This is a genomic window from Streptomyces sp. S.PNR 29 (assembly GCF_030386795.1).
GTDB lineage: Bacteria > Actinomycetota > Actinomycetes > Streptomycetales > Streptomycetaceae > Streptomyces.
The window spans coordinates 158,641-175,243 of record NZ_JANUQM010000016.1 but is presented as its reverse complement, the minus strand read 5'-3'; the positions used below and the strand labels follow the sequence as shown (position 1 = coordinate 175,243).

At 70.6% G+C, this 16,603-nt stretch carries 14 protein-coding genes; 8 read left to right on the top strand and 6 right to left on the bottom strand.

Annotated elements, in window-relative coordinates:
* Nucleotides 1-234: 234 nt before the first annotated feature.
* The 6 genes from NW895_RS34800 (at nucleotide 235) to NW895_RS34775 (ending at nucleotide 7,206) form a co-directional block, all read left to right on the top strand.
* Nucleotides 235-1,809: a Re/Si-specific NAD(P)(+) transhydrogenase subunit alpha gene (locus NW895_RS34800; RefSeq protein WP_289940802.1), complete on the top strand. Its 1,575-nt coding sequence runs from the start codon at nucleotides 235-237 to the stop codon at nucleotides 1,807-1,809.
* Nucleotides 1,810-1,815: 6 nt separating this feature from the next.
* Nucleotides 1,816-3,288: a Re/Si-specific NAD(P)(+) transhydrogenase subunit beta gene (gene pntB / locus NW895_RS34795; RefSeq protein ID WP_289940801.1), complete on the top strand. Its 1,473-nt coding sequence runs from the start codon at nucleotides 1,816-1,818 to the stop codon at nucleotides 3,286-3,288.
* Complete coding sequence (locus NW895_RS34790; protein ID WP_289940800.1) at nucleotides 3,285-4,133, top strand: NAD(P)-dependent oxidoreductase; 849 nt, start codon at nucleotides 3,285-3,287, stop codon at nucleotides 4,131-4,133. Before pntB ends, NW895_RS34790 begins: the two co-directional genes overlap by 4 nt.
* Before the next feature lie 173 nt (nucleotides 4,134-4,306).
* On the top strand, nucleotides 4,307-4,993 hold the full coding sequence (locus NW895_RS34785; RefSeq protein ID WP_289940799.1) for a lytic polysaccharide monooxygenase auxiliary activity family 9 protein: 687 nt from the start codon (nucleotides 4,307-4,309) through the stop codon (nucleotides 4,991-4,993).
* Between the two features lie 102 nt (nucleotides 4,994-5,095).
* Nucleotides 5,096-6,079 carry an aldo/keto reductase gene (locus NW895_RS34780; RefSeq protein WP_289940798.1) on the top strand — a complete coding sequence of 328 codons (984 nt, stop codon included), beginning with the start codon at nucleotides 5,096-5,098 and terminating at the stop codon, nucleotides 6,077-6,079.
* A 323-nt stretch (nucleotides 6,080-6,402) separates the two neighbouring features.
* On the top strand, nucleotides 6,403-7,206 hold the full coding sequence (locus tag NW895_RS34775) for a DUF427 domain-containing protein (RefSeq protein WP_289940797.1): 804 nt from the start codon (nucleotides 6,403-6,405) through the stop codon (nucleotides 7,204-7,206).
* Here the strand turns inward: NW895_RS34775 and NW895_RS34770 are convergent, their stop codons facing one another.
* Genes NW895_RS34770 through iolC form a run of 6 tightly spaced genes read right to left on the bottom strand, consistent with a single transcriptional unit; the run spans nucleotide 7,207 to nucleotide 14,198 of the window.
* Entirely contained in the window at nucleotides 7,207-7,992 is a 786-nt protein-coding gene (locus NW895_RS34770; protein WP_289940796.1) for a GntR family transcriptional regulator, read from the bottom strand.
* A 25-nt stretch (nucleotides 7,993-8,017) separates the two neighbouring features.
* Nucleotides 8,018-9,511 carry a CoA-acylating methylmalonate-semialdehyde dehydrogenase gene (locus NW895_RS34765; RefSeq protein ID WP_289940794.1) on the bottom strand — a complete coding sequence of 498 codons (1,494 nt, stop codon included), beginning with the start codon at nucleotides 9,509-9,511 and terminating at the stop codon, nucleotides 8,018-8,020.
* Nucleotides 9,512-9,555: 44 nt separating this feature from the next.
* Nucleotides 9,556-11,430, bottom strand: a complete 1,875-nt coding sequence (gene iolD, locus NW895_RS34760) for a 3D-(3,5/4)-trihydroxycyclohexane-1,2-dione acylhydrolase (decyclizing) (protein ID WP_289940792.1) — start codon at nucleotides 11,428-11,430, stop codon at nucleotides 9,556-9,558.
* The gene (iolB, locus tag NW895_RS34755) at nucleotides 11,430-12,320 is read right to left on the bottom strand and encodes a 5-deoxy-glucuronate isomerase (protein WP_289940791.1); all 891 of its coding nucleotides are present in this window, start codon (nucleotides 12,318-12,320) and stop codon (nucleotides 11,430-11,432) included. The genes iolD and iolB overlap by 1 nt, the downstream gene beginning before the upstream one ends.
* Nucleotides 12,321-12,334: 14 nt before the next feature.
* Entirely contained in the window at nucleotides 12,335-13,213 is an 879-nt protein-coding gene (locus NW895_RS34750) for a deoxyribose-phosphate aldolase (protein ID WP_289940790.1), read from the bottom strand.
* Between the two features lie 28 nt (nucleotides 13,214-13,241).
* A complete protein-coding gene (gene iolC, locus NW895_RS34745; protein WP_289940789.1) occupies nucleotides 13,242-14,198 on the bottom strand; it encodes a 5-dehydro-2-deoxygluconokinase in 957 nt (318 codons plus the stop codon).
* Nucleotides 14,199-14,507: 309 nt separating this feature from the next.
* On the opposite strand from iolC, the gene NW895_RS34740 reads away from it, so the two are divergent.
* Both NW895_RS34740 and NW895_RS34735 read left to right on the top strand, forming a co-directional pair.
* Nucleotides 14,508-15,524 (top strand): sugar ABC transporter substrate-binding protein, encoded by a 1,017-nt coding sequence (locus tag NW895_RS34740; RefSeq protein ID WP_289940788.1) that lies wholly within the window; start codon nucleotides 14,508-14,510, stop codon nucleotides 15,522-15,524.
* Nucleotides 15,524-16,600, top strand: coding sequence for an ABC transporter permease (locus tag NW895_RS34735; RefSeq protein ID WP_289940786.1), 1,077 nt, complete (start codon nucleotides 15,524-15,526; stop codon nucleotides 16,598-16,600). Before NW895_RS34740 ends, NW895_RS34735 begins: the two co-directional genes overlap by 1 nt.
* Nucleotides 16,601-16,603: the final 3 nt, after the last annotated feature.

Genomic DNA, 16,603 nt, shown 5'->3' with positions numbered 1-16,603 from the left:
GCGTGACGGTCTCGGCCGTCTGCTCGGACTCCTGCCGCGACCGGGCGGTCCCGGTGCCGGTCGCCTGCTGGTCCTTCGCACGGGGCAGGAACGTCCAATTCCCGACGAATGACTGGGCTCGACCTTCTCGCAGGGTCGAACGCGAGGGATCAGGGCAGCGATGGGTGGACAGACATACGAATCTCCGGGCGGACAGGCCCGGCGCCAGGACGTCACCGACGAGAGAGGAAGACGATGGTCGCACCGGAACGGGAACCGGAAGCGGAACCCCAACGCATCGGCATACCCGCCGAGTCCGCCGCGGGGGAGACCAGGGTGGCGGCGACACCGTCCACAGTGGGCCGGCTCGTCGCGCTGGGGTACCACGTGATCGTCGAACCGGGAGCGGGCGAGTCCTCCCGCTTCTCCGACGCGGCCTATGAGGAGGCGGGGGCCCGGCTCGGCGACCCCTGGCCGGCGGAGATCGTACTGAAGGTCAACGCCCCGTCGCGTGAGGAGATCGGCCGGCTGAGCGACGGCGCGACGCTGATCGCCCTCATCGGACCCGCCCTCCACCCGGAACTGGTCGAGGAGCTGGCGCGGCGGCCGATCACCGTGCTCGCCATGGACGCCGTCCCGCGTATCTCTCGCGCCCAGTCCCTGGACGTCCTCAGCTCGATGGCGAACATCGCCGGATACCGGGCCGTGATCGAGGCCGCCCATGCCTTCGGCCGCTTCTTCACCGGCCAGGTGACCGCCGCGGGCAAGGTGCCGCCGGCCAAGGTGCTGGTGGCCGGCGCCGGGGTGGCCGGACTCGCGGCGATCGGCGCGGCCCGCAGCCTCGGTGCCGTGGTCCGCGCCACGGACCCCCGGCCCGAGGTCGCCGAGCAAGTACGCTCGCTGGGCGGCGAGTTCCTGACCGTGCGGCCCGATCAGGCGGAACAGGAGGTCAGCACCGACGGTTACGCCAAGGCAACCTCGGACGACTACAACCGGCTCGCCGCGCGGCTGTACGCCGAGCAGGCCGCCGACGTCGACATCATCATCACCACCGCCCTCGTCCCGGGCAGGCCGGCGCCGAAGCTGATCACCGCCGAGCATGTCGCGCGGATGAAACCCGGCAGCGTGATCGTCGACATGGCCGCGGTACAGGGCGGAAACGTCGAGGGAACGGTCGCAGGGAAGGCGGTCGTCACCGACAACGACGTGACGATCATCGGCTACACCGATCTGCCCGGCAGGCTCCCGGCCCAGGCGTCGCAACTGTACGGCACCAACCTCGTCAACCTGATGAAACTGCTCACGCCCGGCAAGGACGGCCGGCTCGTCCTCGACTTCGACGACGTGGTGCAGCGCGCGATGACCGTGGTCCGCGACGGCGCGAAGACCTGGCCGCCACCACCGGTTCAGGTGTCCGCCGCGCCCGCCCCCGCCGGGGCCACGGAACCCGCCGCGCCCTCCGAAGCCCCGGCGAAGCCCGCACGCTCCGAGCGGTCCGCGTACGCGCTCGTCGGGGCCGGAGGACTCGGGCTCTTCCTGGTGACCGCCTTCTCCCCGAGCGAACTCATCGGCCACTTCACGGTCTTCGTCCTGGCGATCGTCATCGGCTTCTACGTCATCGGCCATGTGCATCACGCGCTGCACACCCCGCTGATGTCGGTCACCAACGCCATCTCCGGGATCGTCGTGGTCGGCGCGCTGCTGCAGATCGGGCACGGGAACACCGCGGTCACCGTGCTGTCGTTCGCCGCGATCCTGCTGGCGAGCATCAACATCTTCGGCGGATTCGCCGTCACCCGCCGGATGCTCGGCATGTTCTCGAAGGGCTGATCACGGATGACCACAGTCACGGCCGCAGAGGCCGCCTACGTCGTCGCCGCGCTGCTGTTCATCCTGAGCCTCGCCGGACTCTCGCAGCACCGGACCTCCCGCTCGGGAGTCGTCTGGGGCATCGCGGGCATGGTCGTCGCGCTGGCCGCCACCATCGGTCTCGCCTCCCGGAGCATCACCGTCACCGGTCTCGTGCTGATCGCCGTCGCCACGGCGGTGGGCGCGGGCATCGGACTGTGGCGTGCCCGGGTCGTGGCGATGACCGGTATGCCGGAGCTGATCGCCATCATGCACAGTCTCGTCGGCCTCGCCGCCGCGTTCGTCGGCTGGAACGGCTACCTCGACGTGGACGCCGGAGGCCATGCCGGTGAAGAGCTCACCGGCTCGCTGCTGCGCATCCACCACGCCGAGGTCTTCATCGGCGTGTTCATCGGCGCGGTCACCTTCACCGGTTCCGTCGTCGCCTACCTGAAGCTGGCGGCGCGCATCAAGTCCCGGCCGCTCATGCTTCCGGGCAGACACGCCCTCAACCTCGGCGCGCTCGCCGCGTTCGCCGTACTCACCGTGGCGTTCGTCGCGCGCCCGCACGTGGGACTGCTCATCGCGGTCACCGTCCTGGCCCTGGCCCTCGGCGTGCATCTGGTCGCCTCCATCGGTGGCGGGGACATGCCGGTGGTCGTGTCGATGCTCAACAGCTACTCCGGTTGGGCCGCGGCCGCCTCGGGCTTTCTGCTCGCCAACAACCTGCTCATCGTCACCGGCGCGCTGGTCGGCTCCTCCGGCGCCTACCTGTCGTACATCATGTGCAAGGCGATGAACCGTTCCTTCATCTCGGTGATCGCGGGCGGCTTCGGTGCCCCGGCGGGGACGAGCGACGCCAGTGACCACGGGGAGCACCGGGAGATCGGCGCGGAGGACACCGCGGAGCTGCTGCGCGCCGCCTCTTCGGTGATCATCACGCCGGGCTACGGGATGGCGGTCGCCCAAGCCCAGTACCCGGTCGCGGAGCTGGCACGCAAGCTGCGCGAGCGGGGCGTCGAGGTGCGCTTCGCCGTCCACCCGGTCGCCGGCCGCCTGCCCGGTCATATGAACGTGCTGCTCGCCGAGGCCAACGTGCCGTACGACATCGTCCTGGAAATGGACGAGATCAACGACGACTTCGCCGCCACCTCGGTCGTCCTGGTCATCGGCGCCAACGACACCGTCAACCCGGCCGCCGCAGAGGACCCGGCCAGTCCCATCGCGGGGATGCCGGTGCTGCACGTGTGGGAGGCTGCCGACGTCGTCGTCTTCAAGCGCTCCATGGCCACGGGTTACGCGGGCGTGCAGAATCCGCTGTTCTTCCGGGAGAACACCCAGATGCTCTTCGGGGACGCCAAGGAGCGGGTGGAGGACATCCTGCGCAGCCTCGATGCCACCGACGCGCCGGTCCTGGCCGCGGTCGGCACGACGCCCCGGGCACCGGGGGGTACGCGGTGACCACGCTGACCGTGCTGCACCCGGGGGCCATGGGAGCGGCCGTCGCCGTCCAGGCGTCCCGGTCGGGGCATCAGGTCCTCTGGGTGTCTGCTGACCGAAGCGCCGCGACGCGGGAACGGGCCCGGAAGGCGGGACTGACGGACTGTCCGTCGCTCGCGGAAGCTCTCGGCGCCAGCGAGGTGGTGCTGTCCCTCTGTCCGCCGCACGCGGCTGAGGACGTCGCCGTGTCCGTCGCCCGGCACGGGTTCACGGGACTGTATGTCGAGGCCAACGCCATCAGCCCCCAGCGCATGGAACGCATCGCGCACGAGGTCCGGCCCGCTTCCTCGGTGCTCGACGGTGCCGTCATCGGCCCGCCACCCGGTGACCGGCACACGTGCCGTCTCTATCTGGCGGGGGGTCCGCAGGCGGTGGATCTCCTCCGCTTCGTCTTCCGTGGCTCCCGCGTCCAGGTGGAGGCCGCGGGGGACCGGGTCGGTGCCGCGTCTGCTCTGAAGATGTCCTTCGCGGCCTTCCAGAAAGCCGCCCGCACGCTCGCCGCCGTGTCGCACGCTCTGGCGGACAGCCACGGAGTCGCCGGTCTTCTCACCGCCGAGGCCCGGCGCATGCCCGCGGACTTCCTCTCCAACCCCGCCGACCTGTCCTCAGTCGCCGCCCGAGCGTGGCGTTGGGCTCCCGAAATGGGCGAAGCCGCCGACACCCTGCGCGCCTCCGGGCTGCCTCCCCAGATGGCCGAGGCCGCGGCAGCGGTGATGCGGCGGTGGGAGCAGGACAAGGACCGGTACGAGCTGCCGCTCGCCGAGGTGCTCGCGCACCTGGGGGACGGGGCCCACGGCCGGTCATGAACCTTGCAGCGGGGGGTGTGGCGCATCCCGGCAACGGGATCGCGCCACACGGTGCGGAAGTGGCGCAATCGAATGTTGCCGCCCTGCCCGAGCGCGCGCAGCCTGTGCAGTGCGGGAGCGCTCCCACGCTCTGCTTCCGCACCCCGAATCCCCCACATCTCGGGAGAAGAGACATGTCCTTGGTTTGTCATGATCACGACCAAGAGCGCATCAGGGTCCGCCCTCGCCGGACACTCGCCCTCAGCCTGATCACCGCAGCGCTGATCTGTCTGATCCCCTGGAGCGGCACCGCGAGTGCCCACGGTTCCGTCGTCGATCCGGCATCCCGTAACTACGGCTGCTGGCTCCGCTGGGGGAACGACTTCCAGAATCCGGCCATGGCGCAGCAGGACCCCATGTGCTGGCAGGCCTGGCAGGACAACCCCAACGCCATGTGGAACTGGAACGGCCTGTACCGCAACGGCTCCGGCGGCAACTTCCCGGCCGTCATCCCCGACGGCCAGCTGTGCAGCGGCGGCCGTACCGAGGGCGGCCGCTACAACTCGCTGGACGCCGTGGGGGCCTGGAAGACGACGGACATCGGCGCCAACTTCACCGTGAAGCTGTACGACCAGGCCAGCCACGGCGCGGACTACTTCCTGGTGTACGTCACCCGGCAGGGCTACGACCCCACCACCCAGCCACTGAAGTGGAGCGACCTCCAACTGGTCGCCCGCACCGGCAGGTACGCCCCCAGCCAGAACTACTCGATCCCCGTGAGCACCTCGGGCTACAGCGGCCGCCATGTCGTCTACACGATCTGGCAGGCGTCGCACATGGACCAGACCTACTTCCTGTGCAGTGACGTGAACTTCCGCTGAGCCGCCGGTCCCGGGCGGCGCATGGCTTGCCTTGAAGTGCGCTTCAAGCTGAAGACTCCCGTCACGCGCCCCGGACGTGGGCGCGGACGGGAGGGAACCGCAATGCAGTACCGCACCATCGGCACCGACCCGACGACCCGCCGTGAGGTGAGCGTGCTCGCGCTCGGCACGATGCTGTTCGGATCGGTGACGGACGAGAAGACGTCCTTCGCCGTACTGGACCGGTATGTCGAGGCCGGCGGGAACTTCATCGACACATCCGACAACTACGCCTTCTGGGTCGACGGGGGCCAGGGCGGACAGAGCGAGGAACTGCTCGGCCGGTGGCGGCGCAGCCGCGGCATCGGCGACGAGGTGACGATCGCGACCAAGCTCGGCGCCCGCCCCCTGGCCCCCGGTACGAGCTACCTCGACAACGCGGAGGGCCTGTCGGCGAAGGTGATCCGCGAGTCGGCCGAGCGCAGCCGGGAACGGCTCGGAGTGGAGAGGCTCGATCTGCTGTACGCGCACATCGACGACCCGACCGTGCCTCTCCGCGAGACCGTCGAGGGCTTCGCCGAACTGGTCGCGGAGGGCACGGTCGGCCTGCTGGGCGTGAGCAACCAGGCCGTCTGGCGGGTGGAGCGGGCCCGCGCCCTGGCCGCCGCGGCGGGCCTGCCCGGCTACGAGGTGCTCCAGTACGCACACAGCCACCTGCGGCCCCGCACCGACATACCCGACGATCTGTTCCCCGACGGCAGCCTCGGCCACGCCGGCCCGGAGCTGCTGAGCTACCTGAGGGCCGAGCCCGCCCTGACCCTGGTCGCCTACTCGCCGCTGCTCAAGGGCGCCTACACCCACCCGGACCGGCTGCCGCGGGACTTCGACCACCCGGGCACCCCGGCGCGGCTGGCGGTCCTGCACGAGGTGGCGAAGGAGACCGGGGCGACCGTCAACCAGGTCGTGCTGGCCTGGCAGATCGGCGGCGAGCTGCCGGTCGTCCCGCTGGCCGGGGTGTCGTCGGTGGCGCAGCTGGAGGAGAACCTGGCAGCGGTGGACCTTCAGCTGACGCCGGAGCAGCGGGCGCGGCTGGACGGGGCCCACTGAGGCCACCGGCCCGCTCGCGGCGATCTGCCCCCGGGGCAGCACGACGACGCGGCAGGGGGTGCGGAGGCGCAGCCGTCGGTCGCATGCGGCGGGCCGCGGAGGCACAGGCCGACCGGGGCCCGTCGCCGGGGCCGGCTCAGCGGCCTCCGGCGGCCCGTCCCGGCCCACGCAGCGGAGTCACGCGGAGGCCGCGGCTGACGGTCGACAGGGAGGAGTTCGTGCCGGAGGGCCGAGCGGAGGCATGCTGTGTTTCTGGGCGTGTCGGTCCTGGCGACCGCCGCCCGCCCCGTCGCCTCCGCAACCTGCCGGAAGGAGAGCGGGCCATGACCCTCCTCCCCACCGAACGAAGCATCCGCACCACCCCCGAGGGCCTGCTGTGGGAGCCCAGCGACCGCTGGGTGCGGGGCCGCAAGGCCGACGTCACCGTCGTCGACAGCCGGCACCCGGTGCTCGTCTGGGAGCCCGGGCTCCCCGTGCCGCAGTACGCCTTCCCGCGCGAGGAGGTCCGCGAGGACCTGCTCCGTCCCGCGAAGAGCCCCCGCAGGGGCACGCACGCCGGATCGCAGATCTTCTACGACCTCGAAGTCCACGGCGAGCTGCTGGAGAACGCGGCCTGGACCTTTCCCGCCGACGACCTCGCCGGCCACATCGCCTTCGAGTGGTTCCGGCGCTGGGGCCACAGCCTCGACCACTGGTACGAGGAAGAGGAGGAGATCTTCGTCCATCCCCGTGACCCGCACAAACGGGTGGACGCGATGCCCAGCAGCCGCCATGTCCGCGTGGAGATCGCCGGCACGGTCGTCGCCGACACCCGCCGCCCGGCGCTGCTCTTCGAGACCGCCCTGCCGACGCGGTACTACATCCCGGCCGAGGACGTCCGCCTCGATCTGTTCGAGCCCACCGGCCACAGCACCCAGTGCCCGTACAAGGGCACGGCGCGGTACTGGACCTGGCGCGGGGGAGGAGACGTGCCGCCGAACATCGTCTGGAGCTATCCGGATCCGCTGCCCGCGGTGGCCGCCGTACGGGGACTCCTCGCCTTCTTCAACGAAGCGGTCGACATCACCGTGGACGGCGAGCGCCGGGAGCGCCCGGTCACGCCGTTCACCGCGACCCTCAAGACCTGATCAAGGCCTGACCAGCAGCTGGAAGTCGAACGCGTACCGGGACGCCCGGTAGATGTGCGTCCCGTACTCGACCGGCCGCCCGGTGTCGTCGAACGCCGTGCGCTGCATCGTGAGCAGCGCCGCACCCTGCTGCTCGTCGAGGCGGGCGGCCTCCTCGGCGGTGGCCGAGCGGGCACCGATGGTCTGCCGGGCGCTGTGCAGGGTGATGCCGGCGGTGCGCATCATCCGGTACAGGCCGGTCGACTCCAGCCGGGCGGTGTCCAGCTGCAGGAGCGGCGCGGGCAGGTAGTTGCAGAGGAAGGCCACGGGCTGGCCGTGCGTGCAGCGCAGCCGCTCCAGGACGGTCACCTCGCTGCCCTCCGCGATGCCGAGGGCGGCCGCGACGTCCGCGGACGCCGCTTCCGTCTCGTTGCGCACCACCTGCGTGGTCGGGCCCTGCCCGGCCGCCTCCAGGTCGTCGTACAGGCTGCTCAGCTCCAGCGGCCGTTTGACCTGGCTGTGCACCACCTGCGTGCCGACCCCGCGCCGCCGGACCAGCAGCCCCTTGTCGACGAGGGACTGGATGGCCTGGCGGACGGTGGGACGGGACAGGCCGAGGCGTACGGAGAGGTCCACCTCGTTGCCCAGGAGGTTGCCCGGGGCGAGGACGCCGTGCTCGATCGCCGCCTCCAGCTGCTGTGCCAGCTGGTAGTACAACGGCACCGGACTGCCGCGGTCCAGGGCGAAGTCCAGGGAGCTGAGCGCGCCGGCGCTCCCGGCACGTGCGCGGTCACCGGTCTTCGCCATGGACGTACCTCCTCCGGGGACGGGATCAGGAGTTGCTCGGGAACCCGAGGTTGATGCCCGCGTCGGCCGGGTCCGGCCAGCGCGTGGTGATCACCTTGCCCTGCGTGTAGAAGGCGATGCCGTCGTTGCCGTAGATGTGCAGGTCGCCGAAGAGGGAGTCCTTCCAGCCGCCGAAGGAGTGGTAGCCGACGGGCACCGGGATCGGCACGTTGACGCCGACCATGCCCGCCTTGACCTCCAGCTGGAAGCGGCGGGCGGCGCCGCCGTCCCGGGTGAAGATCGCGGTGCCGTTGCCCCAGCGGGAGGAGTTGATCAGCTTGATGGCGTCGTCGTAGGTCTCCGCCCGGACCACGCACAGCACCGGGCCGAAGATCTCGTCCTGGTACGCGTCCGCCGTCACCGGCACCCGGTCGAGCAGCGACACGCCGAGGAAGAAGCCGTTCTCGTGGCCGTCGACCGTGTAGCCCGTGCCGTCGACCACGACCTCGGCACCCTGCTCGGCGGCGCTCGCCACGTACGAGGCCACCTTGTCGCGGTGCTCGCGGGTGATCAGCGGGCCCATCTCGCTCGCCGGGTCGTTGCCGGGGCCGATGCGCAGGTTCTTCGCCCGCTCCGCGATCTTGCCGACCAGCTCGTCGCCCGTGTCACCGACGGCCACGACCACCGACACGGCCATGCAGCGCTCGCCCGCCGAGCCGTACGCCGCGTTGATCGCCTGGTCGGCGGCGAGGTCCAGGTCGGCGTCCGGCAGGACCAGCATGTGGTTCTTGGCGCCGCCCAGGGCCTGTACGCGCTTGCCGTGCTCGACCGCCTTGAGCTGGATGTACTTCGCGATCGGTGTCGAGCCGACGAAGGAGACCGCCTCGATGTCCGGGTGCTCCAGGATGCGGTCCACGGCCACCTTGTCGCCCTGCACGACGTTCAGCACACCGTCCGGCAGCCCGGCCTCGGCGGCCAGTTCGGCGAGCCGGAAGGACGCCGACGGGTCCTTCTCGGACGGCTTCAGCACGAAGGTGTTGCCGCACGCGATGGCCAGCGGGAACATCCACATCGGCACCATCGCCGGGAAGTTGAACGGCGTGATGCCCGCGACCACGCCCAGCGGCTGGCGGATCGAGGCGACGTCCACACGGGTGGAGACCTGCGTCGACAGCTCGCCCTTCAGCTGGACCGAGATGCCGCACGCGAGCTCCACGATCTCCAGTCCGCGCGCCACCTCGCCGAGGGCGTCGGAGTGCACCTTGCCGTGCTCGGCGGTGATCAGCTCCGCGATCTCGTCCCGGTGCGCGTCCAGCAGCTCGCGGTACTTGAACAGGATCTGCGTGCGCTTGGCCAGCGAGGAGCTGCCCCACGTCTCGAACGCCTGCTTCGCGGCGGCGACGGCGGCGTCCACCTCGTCGACGGTCGCGAACGTGACCTGCTTCTCCTGGGCGCCGGTGGCCGGGTTGTAGACGGGGCCGAAGCGGCCGGAGGTGCCCTCGACGGGCTTGCCGCCGATCCAGTGGGTGATGGTCTTCATGGTGCGCAAGGGGCCTTTCGTGAGCCTGAATTCAGCGGGGGACTTCAGAGGTGGTGGCGGCGTCCGGCGACCTGGCGGTCGTACCGCTCGCGGGCCTCGACGGCCGCCTCACGGGAGGCCACCTCGGCCACCGGCACGTCCCACCAGGCCTCGGCCGGGGGAGCGGTCGGCGTGGCGGTGTCGGTCTCCACGTACACGCACGTCGGACGGTCCGAGGCACGCGCCGTGGCCAGCGCCTCGCGCAGCTCGCGCACGGTCTTGGCGCGCAGCACGTCCATGCCGAGGCTGGCGGCGTTCGCGGCGAGGTCCACGGGCAGCGGGGCGCCGGTGAAGGTGCCGTCGGCCGCGCGGTAGCGGTAGGCGGTGCCGAAGCGCTCGCCGCCGGTCTCCTCCGACAGGCCGCCGATGGAGGCGTAGCCGTGGTTCTGGATGAGGACCACGTTGACCGGCAGGCCCTCCTGGACGGCGGTCACGATCTCCGTCGGCATCATCAGGTACGTGCCGTCGCCGACCAGCGCCCACACCGGCGTGCCGGGAGCGGCCTGCTGGACGCCGAGCGCGGCCGGGATCTCGTAGCCCATGCAGGAGTAGCCGTACTCCAGGTGGTACTGGCGCGGGCTGCGGGAGCGCCACAGTTTGTGCAGGTCGCCGGGGAGCGAGCCCGCCGCGTTGATCACCACGTCGTCGTCGCCCACGACCGCGTCCAGGGCGCCGAGCACCTGCGTCTGGGTCGGTACCGCGTTCTCGTCCTCGGCGCCGTAGGCCGACTCGACGACCTGGTCCCAGCGCTCCTTGCCGGCGCGGTACTCGGCCTCGTACGACCCGCCCACGCGGTGTCCGGCGAGGGCTTCGGTGAGCTTCTCCAGCCCTGCCCTCGCATCGCAGACCAGCGTGCGCGCGGCCAGCTTGTGCGCGTCGAACCCGGTGATGTTGAGGTTGAGGAACCGCACCCGAGGGTTCTGGAAGAGCGTGCCGGAGGCCGTGGTGAAGTCCGTGTACCGGGTGCCGACGCCGATCACCAGGTCGGCGGTGCGGGCGAGCTCGTCGCTGACCGCGGTGCCGGTGTGGCCGATGCCGCCGAGGTCGGCGGGGTGGTCGTAGCGGAGCGAGCCCTTGCCGGCCTGCGTCGAGGCGACCGGGATGCCGGTGGCGTCCACCAGCGCCCGCAGCGCCTCCTCGGCCTCGCTGTGGTGCACTCCGCCGCCCGCGACGATCAGGGGGCGCTCGGCGGCCCGGATCGCGGCGACCGCCTCGGCGAGCTCCACCGGGTCGGGCGCGGGGCGCCGTACGCGCCACACGCGCTCGGCGAAGAACTCCTCCGGCCAGTCGTACGCCTCCGCCTGCACGTCCTGCGGCAGCGCGAGCGTGACGGCGCCCGTCTCGGCGGGGTCGGTGAGCACCCGCATGGCGTTCAGCGCGGAGGGGATCAGGGCCTCGGGGCGGGTGATGCGGTCGAAGTAGCGCGAGACCGGGCGCAGGGTGTCGTTGACCGACACGTCCGCCTCGGTCGGGTGCTCCAGCTGCTGGAGCAGCGGGTCGGGGGCGTGCGATGCGAAGTAGTCGCCCGGCAGCAGCAGGACCGGAAGGCGGTTGATGGTGGCGAGGGCGGCTCCGGTGACCAGGTTCGTGGCGCCGGGGCCGATGGACGTCGTCACGGCCTGCGCCGACAGCCGGTTGAGCTGGCGGGCGTGGCCGACTGCCGCGTGCACCATGGACTGCTCGTTGCGGCCCTGGTGGTACGGCATGACGTCGGCGTACTCGACGAGCGCCTGCCCGATGCCGGCCACGTTGCCGTGCCCGAAGATGCCCCAGGTGCCGGCGATCAGCCGGTGCCGTACCCCGTCCCGCTCGGTGTACTGCGCGGACAGGAATCCGACCAGCGCCTGGGCTGTCGTCAGTCGGCGGGTGGTTGCGCTCATCAGGACCTCTCGGGCGCGGTGTAGAGGGGCAGACGGGGGTCGACGGGCTGCTCGGGCCAGGTGTCGCGGATCCAGGCGTGATCGGGGTGGTCGCAGATCAGCCAGGCGCGTTCGGCCTCGGGGCCCGCCATGACGTTGAGGTAGTACATGTGGTGGCCGGGCACGGCCATGGAGGGCCCGTGCCAGCCGTCGGGGATCAGTACGACGTCGCCGCCGCGCACCTCCGCCAGGACATCGGTCTCACGGCCGTGTCCGGAGGGCGAGACGCGCTGGTAGCCGAGGCCGGGGACGCCGTCGTGGCCGGCGAACTCGAAGTAGTAGATCTCCTCCAGCACGGACTCCTCGCCGGGCCGGTGCTCGTCGTGCTTGTGCGGAGGGAAGGACGACCAGTTGCCGCCCGGGGTGATCACCTCGACGGCGATCAGCTTGTCGCACTCGAAGACCCCGGCCGCGCCGAAGTTGTTCACCTGGCGGGAGCAGTTCCCGGTGCCGCGCAGCTCCACGGGGACGGACGAGGCCGGTCCGTAGCGGGCGGGCAGCCGGCGGGTGCAGCGCGCGCCGGTCAGCGCGAACCGTCCGCCGCCGGTGGACGTCACGGTCGCGCGGGCGTCCCGCGGCACGTACGCGAAGTCGCTGACGCCGCTGAACACGTCGGAGCGGCCGTGCAGCTCGAATGTCTCCTGGCCGAAGTCGTCGGCTGCGCTGACCGTGCAGCCGCCGGTCAGCGACAGGACGATCCACTCGCTGTCGCCGGTTTCGAAGGTGTGCGTGCCGCCGGGCGGCAGTTCCAGGATCCGCAGGCTGGAGTAGCCCCAGCCGGCCTTCTCGGGCGTGATGTCCACGACGTACGGGCCGCCGAGGGCCTTTCCGGCGGGAAGGTGATGGGTCATGGTGTGCCTCCGGGTCACAACAGGCCGACGGCCGTGTCCACCGCCTGTTCCACGCTGCCCTCGGCCGGGTAGAGCAGCGAGCGGCCGACGACCATGCCCTGCACGGTGGGCAGGCGCAGCGCCTTGCGCCACCGCTCGTACGCGCCCTCCTGGTCGTCCCCGACCTCCCCGCCGAGCAGCACGACGGGCAGCGTGGAGGTCTCCAGCACCTCCGCCATGTCGTCCGGGTCGTCGGTGACCGGGAGCTTCAGCCACGTGTAGGCGGAGGTGCCGCCCAGGCCCGAGGCGATGGCGATGGAGCGGGTGACGGCCTCGGCGGACAGGTCGTTGCGGACCTTGCCGTCGATCCGGCGGGAGATGAAGGGCTCGACGAAGAGGGGCAGCCGGCGTGCGGCCATGTCGTCGATGGCGCGGGCGGTGGACTCCAGGGTGGCCAGGGAGCCGGGGTCGTCGTAGTCGATGCGCACGAGCAGCTTGCCCGCGTCGAAGCGCAGGCGCTCGATGTCCTCGGCGCGGTGGCCGGTGAAGCGGTCGTCCATCTCGAAGACGGCGCCGGCGAGGCCGCCCCGGTTCATGGAGCCCATGACAACCTTGTCGTCCAGCACGCCGAGCAGCAGCAGGTCCTCGAGGATGTCCGCGGTGGCGAGCACCCCGTCCACGCCGGGCCGCGACAGCGCGATGCACAGACGCTCCAGCAGATCCGCCCGGTCGGCCATGGCCAGCCTGCGGTCGCCGACGCCGAGGGCGCCGCGCGCCGGGTGGTCGGCGGCCACGATCATCAGGCGGCCGCTGTCGCCGATCAGCGGGCGGCGCACCCGGCGGGCGGCCGCCTCGGCGATGGCCTCCGGCCGGCGGGCTCTGACCGCGGTGAGGTCGGGGATGCTGATGCTCAAGACAAGCTCCGTTCAGGGAGGGCTGACGTCAGCCGCGGGCGAGGAGGTCTTTGACCTCGGACTCGGTCGGCATCGCGGACGAGCAGGCGAGACGGGAGGCGACGAGGGCACCGGCGGCGTTGGCGTACCGCATGATCTTCTCCAGCTCCCAGCCCGCCAGCAGTCCGTGGCACAGCGAGCCGCCGAACGCGTCGCCCGCGCCGAGGCCGTTGACCACCTCGACCGGCACCGGCGGCACCTCGGCCGTCGTCCCGTCGCGGTGCACGGCGAGCACACCCTTCGGGCCCTGCTTGACCACGGCCAGCTCCACGCCCGCCTCCAGCAGCGCCTCCGCGCACGCCCGGGGTTCGCGGAGGCCGGTGGCGACCTCGCACTCGTCCAGGTTGCCGACCGCGACCGTGGTGTGGCGCAGCGCCTCGGCGTAGTAGGGGCGGGCCTCCTCCGGGTCCTTCCAGAACATCGGGCGCCAGTCCAGGTCGAAGACGGTGGTGCCCGCCTTGTCGCGCGCCTTGAGGGCGGCGAGCGTGGCCGAGCGGCTCGGCTCCTCGCTCAGGCCGGTGCCGGTGATCCAGAAGATGCGGGCCGCGCGGATGCCGAAGAAGTCCAGCTCGTCGGTGTGGATCTCCAGGTCGGGGGCCTTGGGCTGCCGGTAGAAGTACAGCGGGAAGTCGTCCGGCGGGAAGATCTCACAGAACGTGACCGGGGTCGGGTAGGCGTCGACCGGTGTCACCCAGCGGTCGTCGACCCCGAACTCCTTCAGCGCCTGGTGCAGATAGGCGCCGAAGGGGTCGTTGCCCGTGCGGGTGATCACGGCGGTGGAACGGCCGAGCCGCGCGGCAGCGACCGCCACATTGGTGGCGGAACCTCCAAGGAACTTCCCGAAGGTCTCCACCTGGGTCAGGGGGACGCCCGTCTGCAGGGGATAGATGTCGACCCCGATGCGGCCCATCGTGATCAGATCGAAATGCCGGGCTGACTCGGTCATGCGTCACGCTCCTTGAGCTGCCGGGGATGCGGGTCCCAGGGCCTCCTGCGACGGTGAGCAGCGGGTCCCAGGGGCCTGCCGCCTCTCAGGTGTAGGGCTCGGAGGGCGGCCCTGTCAATACTTTGTACTTACATTCGGACCTGCTTGTGAAATGATGTCTTAACAAAGTATTGACAGCGGGCGTGCCAGGGGATTGGATCCCGTCCCAACACGACCGCCTTATCGGCACCTGCCCCGGAGTCCCGAGCTCCGGGTCCGTAAGATCCACGCGATCCCTTTCCCCCCGTCGCACAGTGAGGTGCAGGAAAGATGGCCCACTCTCACTTCCGCTCCCGCACAATCGCCTCCGTCGTGGCCCTCGCCGCGGCATCGGCCCTGACCCTCGCCGGCTGCTCCAGCAGCTCCGGCGGCAAGAAGGCCGAGGAGGGCGGGGCGGAAGCCAACGCCGGCAAGGCCACCACGCCCCGCATGACCGTCGCCCTGGTCACCCACCAGGCGCCCGGCGACACCTTCTGGGACACCGTCCGCAAGGGTGCCGAAGCCGCGGCTGCCAAGGACAACATCAAACTCGTCTACTCCGCCGACCCGAACGCGGGCAACCAGGCCAACCTGGTGCAGAACGCGATCGACCAGAAGGTCGACGGCATCGCGGTCACCCTCGCCAAGCCCGACGCGCTCAAGGGCGTCATCGGCAAGGCCGAGAAGGCCGGCATACCGGTCGTCGGCCTCAACTCCGGCCTGAGCGACTGGAAGAAGCTCAACCTGCTGGAGTTCTTCGGCCAGGACGAGTCCGTCGCCGGTGAGGCGTTCGGCAAGAAGCTGAACGAGGTCGGCGCCAAGCATGTCCTCTGCGTCATGCAGGAGCAGGGCAACGTCGGCCTCACCCAGCGTTGCGACGGCGTGGCGAAGACCTTCGACGGCAAGGTCGACCCCCAGAACGTCAACGGCACCGACATGCCGTCCGTGAAGTCGACGATCACCGCCAAGCTGAAGCAGGATCCCTCCATCGACTACGTCGTCACGCTCGGCGCTCCCTTCGCGCTGACCGCGGTGCAGTCCGTGAGCGATGCCGGCAGCAAGGCGAAGGTGGCCACCTTCGACCTCAACAAGGAACTCATCAACGCCATCAAGGGCGGCACCATCCAGTTCGCCGTCGACCAGCAGCCCTACCTCCAGGGCTACCTCGCCGTCGACGGCCTGTGGCTCTACAAGAACAACGGCAACTACAGCGGTGGCGGTGAGCAGCCCGTGCTGACCGGCCCGGCGTTCGTCGACAAGAGCAATGTCGAAAAGATCGCCGAGTTCGCCGCGAAGGGTACCCGGTGATGAGCATGACCCAGCACGCCGAGCCGGCGGTGACCACACCGCCGGCCCCCGGCCCCAAGGCAGCCGACGGGCGCACCGCTCAGCGCCCCCTGGCGCTCAGACTTCTCGCCCGGCCCGAAGTCGGCGTCTTCCTCGGAGCCGTCGCCGTCTTCGTGTTCTTCCTCGTCATGGCACCCCCGGTGCGCGACGGCAGCTCCATGGCCAACATCCTGTACGCGTCGTCGACGATCGGGATCATGGCCCTGCCGGTGGCGCTGCTGATGATCGGCGGCGAGTTCGACCTGTCGTCCGGCGTCGCCGTGATCAGCTCGGCGCTGACCGCGAGCATGCTCAGCTACCAGCTGACCCTGAACGTCTGGGTTGGCGTGATCGTCGCCCTCGTCGTCTCGCTCGCCATCGGCTTCTTCAACGGCTGGATGGTGGTCAGGACCGGCCTGCCGAGCTTCCTGGTGACCCTCGGCACTTTCCTGATCCTGCAGGGCGCCAACCTGGCCATCACCAAGCTGGTGACCAGCAACGTCGCGACCGACGACATCAGCGACATGGACGGCTTCGCCCAGGCGGAGAAGATCTTCGCCTCGACCTTCCAGGTCGGCGGTGTCACCATCAAGATCACCATCGTGTACTGGCTGGTCTTCGCGGCCCTGGCCACCTGGGTGCTGCTGCGCACCAAGTACGGCAACTGGATCTTCGCGGTCGGCGGCAACAAGGAGAGCGCGCGGGCCGTCGGTGTGCCGGTGAACTTCACCAAGATCACCCTGTTCATGGGCGTGGGCTTCGGCGCCTGGTTCGTCGGCATGCACCAGCTGTTCACCTTCAACACCGTGCAGTCCGGTGAGGGCGTCAGCAACGAGCTGATCTACATCGCGGCTGCGGTGATCGGCGGCTGTCTGCTCACCGGCGGCTACGGTTCCGCGATCGGCCCGGTCTTCGGTGCCTTCATGTTCGGCATGGTGAACCAGGGCATCGTCTACGCCGGCTGGAACCCCGACTGGTTCAAGGCCTTCCTCGGCGTGATGCTGCTCGGCGCCACCCTCGTCAATCTGTGGGTCCGCCAGTCGGCGACCCGGAGGTGATCT

What these genes read in the sequence shown, in the direction of transcription:
- NW895_RS34800 (WP_289940802.1), top strand. Translation starts at nt 235, where the DNA reads ATGGTCGCACCGGAACGGGAACCGGAAGCGGAACCCCAACGCATCGGC.
- pntB (WP_289940801.1), top strand. Translation starts at nt 1,816, where the DNA reads ATGACCACAGTCACGGCCGCAGAGGCCGCCTACGTCGTCGCCGCGCTG.
- NW895_RS34785 (WP_289940799.1), top strand. Translation starts at nt 4,307, where the DNA reads ATGTCCTTGGTTTGTCATGATCACGACCAAGAGCGCATCAGGGTCCGC.
- NW895_RS34780 (WP_289940798.1), top strand. Translation starts at nt 5,096, where the DNA reads ATGCAGTACCGCACCATCGGCACCGACCCGACGACCCGCCGTGAGGTG.
- NW895_RS34775 (WP_289940797.1), top strand. Translation starts at nt 6,403, where the DNA reads ATGACCCTCCTCCCCACCGAACGAAGCATCCGCACCACCCCCGAGGGC.
- NW895_RS34770 (WP_289940796.1), bottom strand. Translation starts at nt 7,992, where the DNA reads ATGGCGAAGACCGGTGACCGCGCACGTGCCGGGAGCGCCGGCGCGCTC.
- NW895_RS34765 (WP_289940794.1), bottom strand. Translation starts at nt 9,511, where the DNA reads ATGAAGACCATCACCCACTGGATCGGCGGCAAGCCCGTCGAGGGCACC.
- iolD (WP_289940792.1), bottom strand. Translation starts at nt 11,430, where the DNA reads ATGAGCGCAACCACCCGCCGACTGACGACAGCCCAGGCGCTGGTCGGA.
- iolB (WP_289940791.1), bottom strand. Translation starts at nt 12,320, where the DNA reads ATGACCCATCACCTTCCCGCCGGAAAGGCCCTCGGCGGCCCGTACGTC.
- iolC (WP_289940789.1), bottom strand. Translation starts at nt 14,198, where the DNA reads ATGACCGAGTCAGCCCGGCATTTCGATCTGATCACGATGGGCCGCATC.
- NW895_RS34740 (WP_289940788.1), top strand. Translation starts at nt 14,508, where the DNA reads ATGGCCCACTCTCACTTCCGCTCCCGCACAATCGCCTCCGTCGTGGCC.
- NW895_RS34735 (WP_289940786.1), top strand. Translation starts at nt 15,524, where the DNA reads ATGAGCATGACCCAGCACGCCGAGCCGGCGGTGACCACACCGCCGGCC.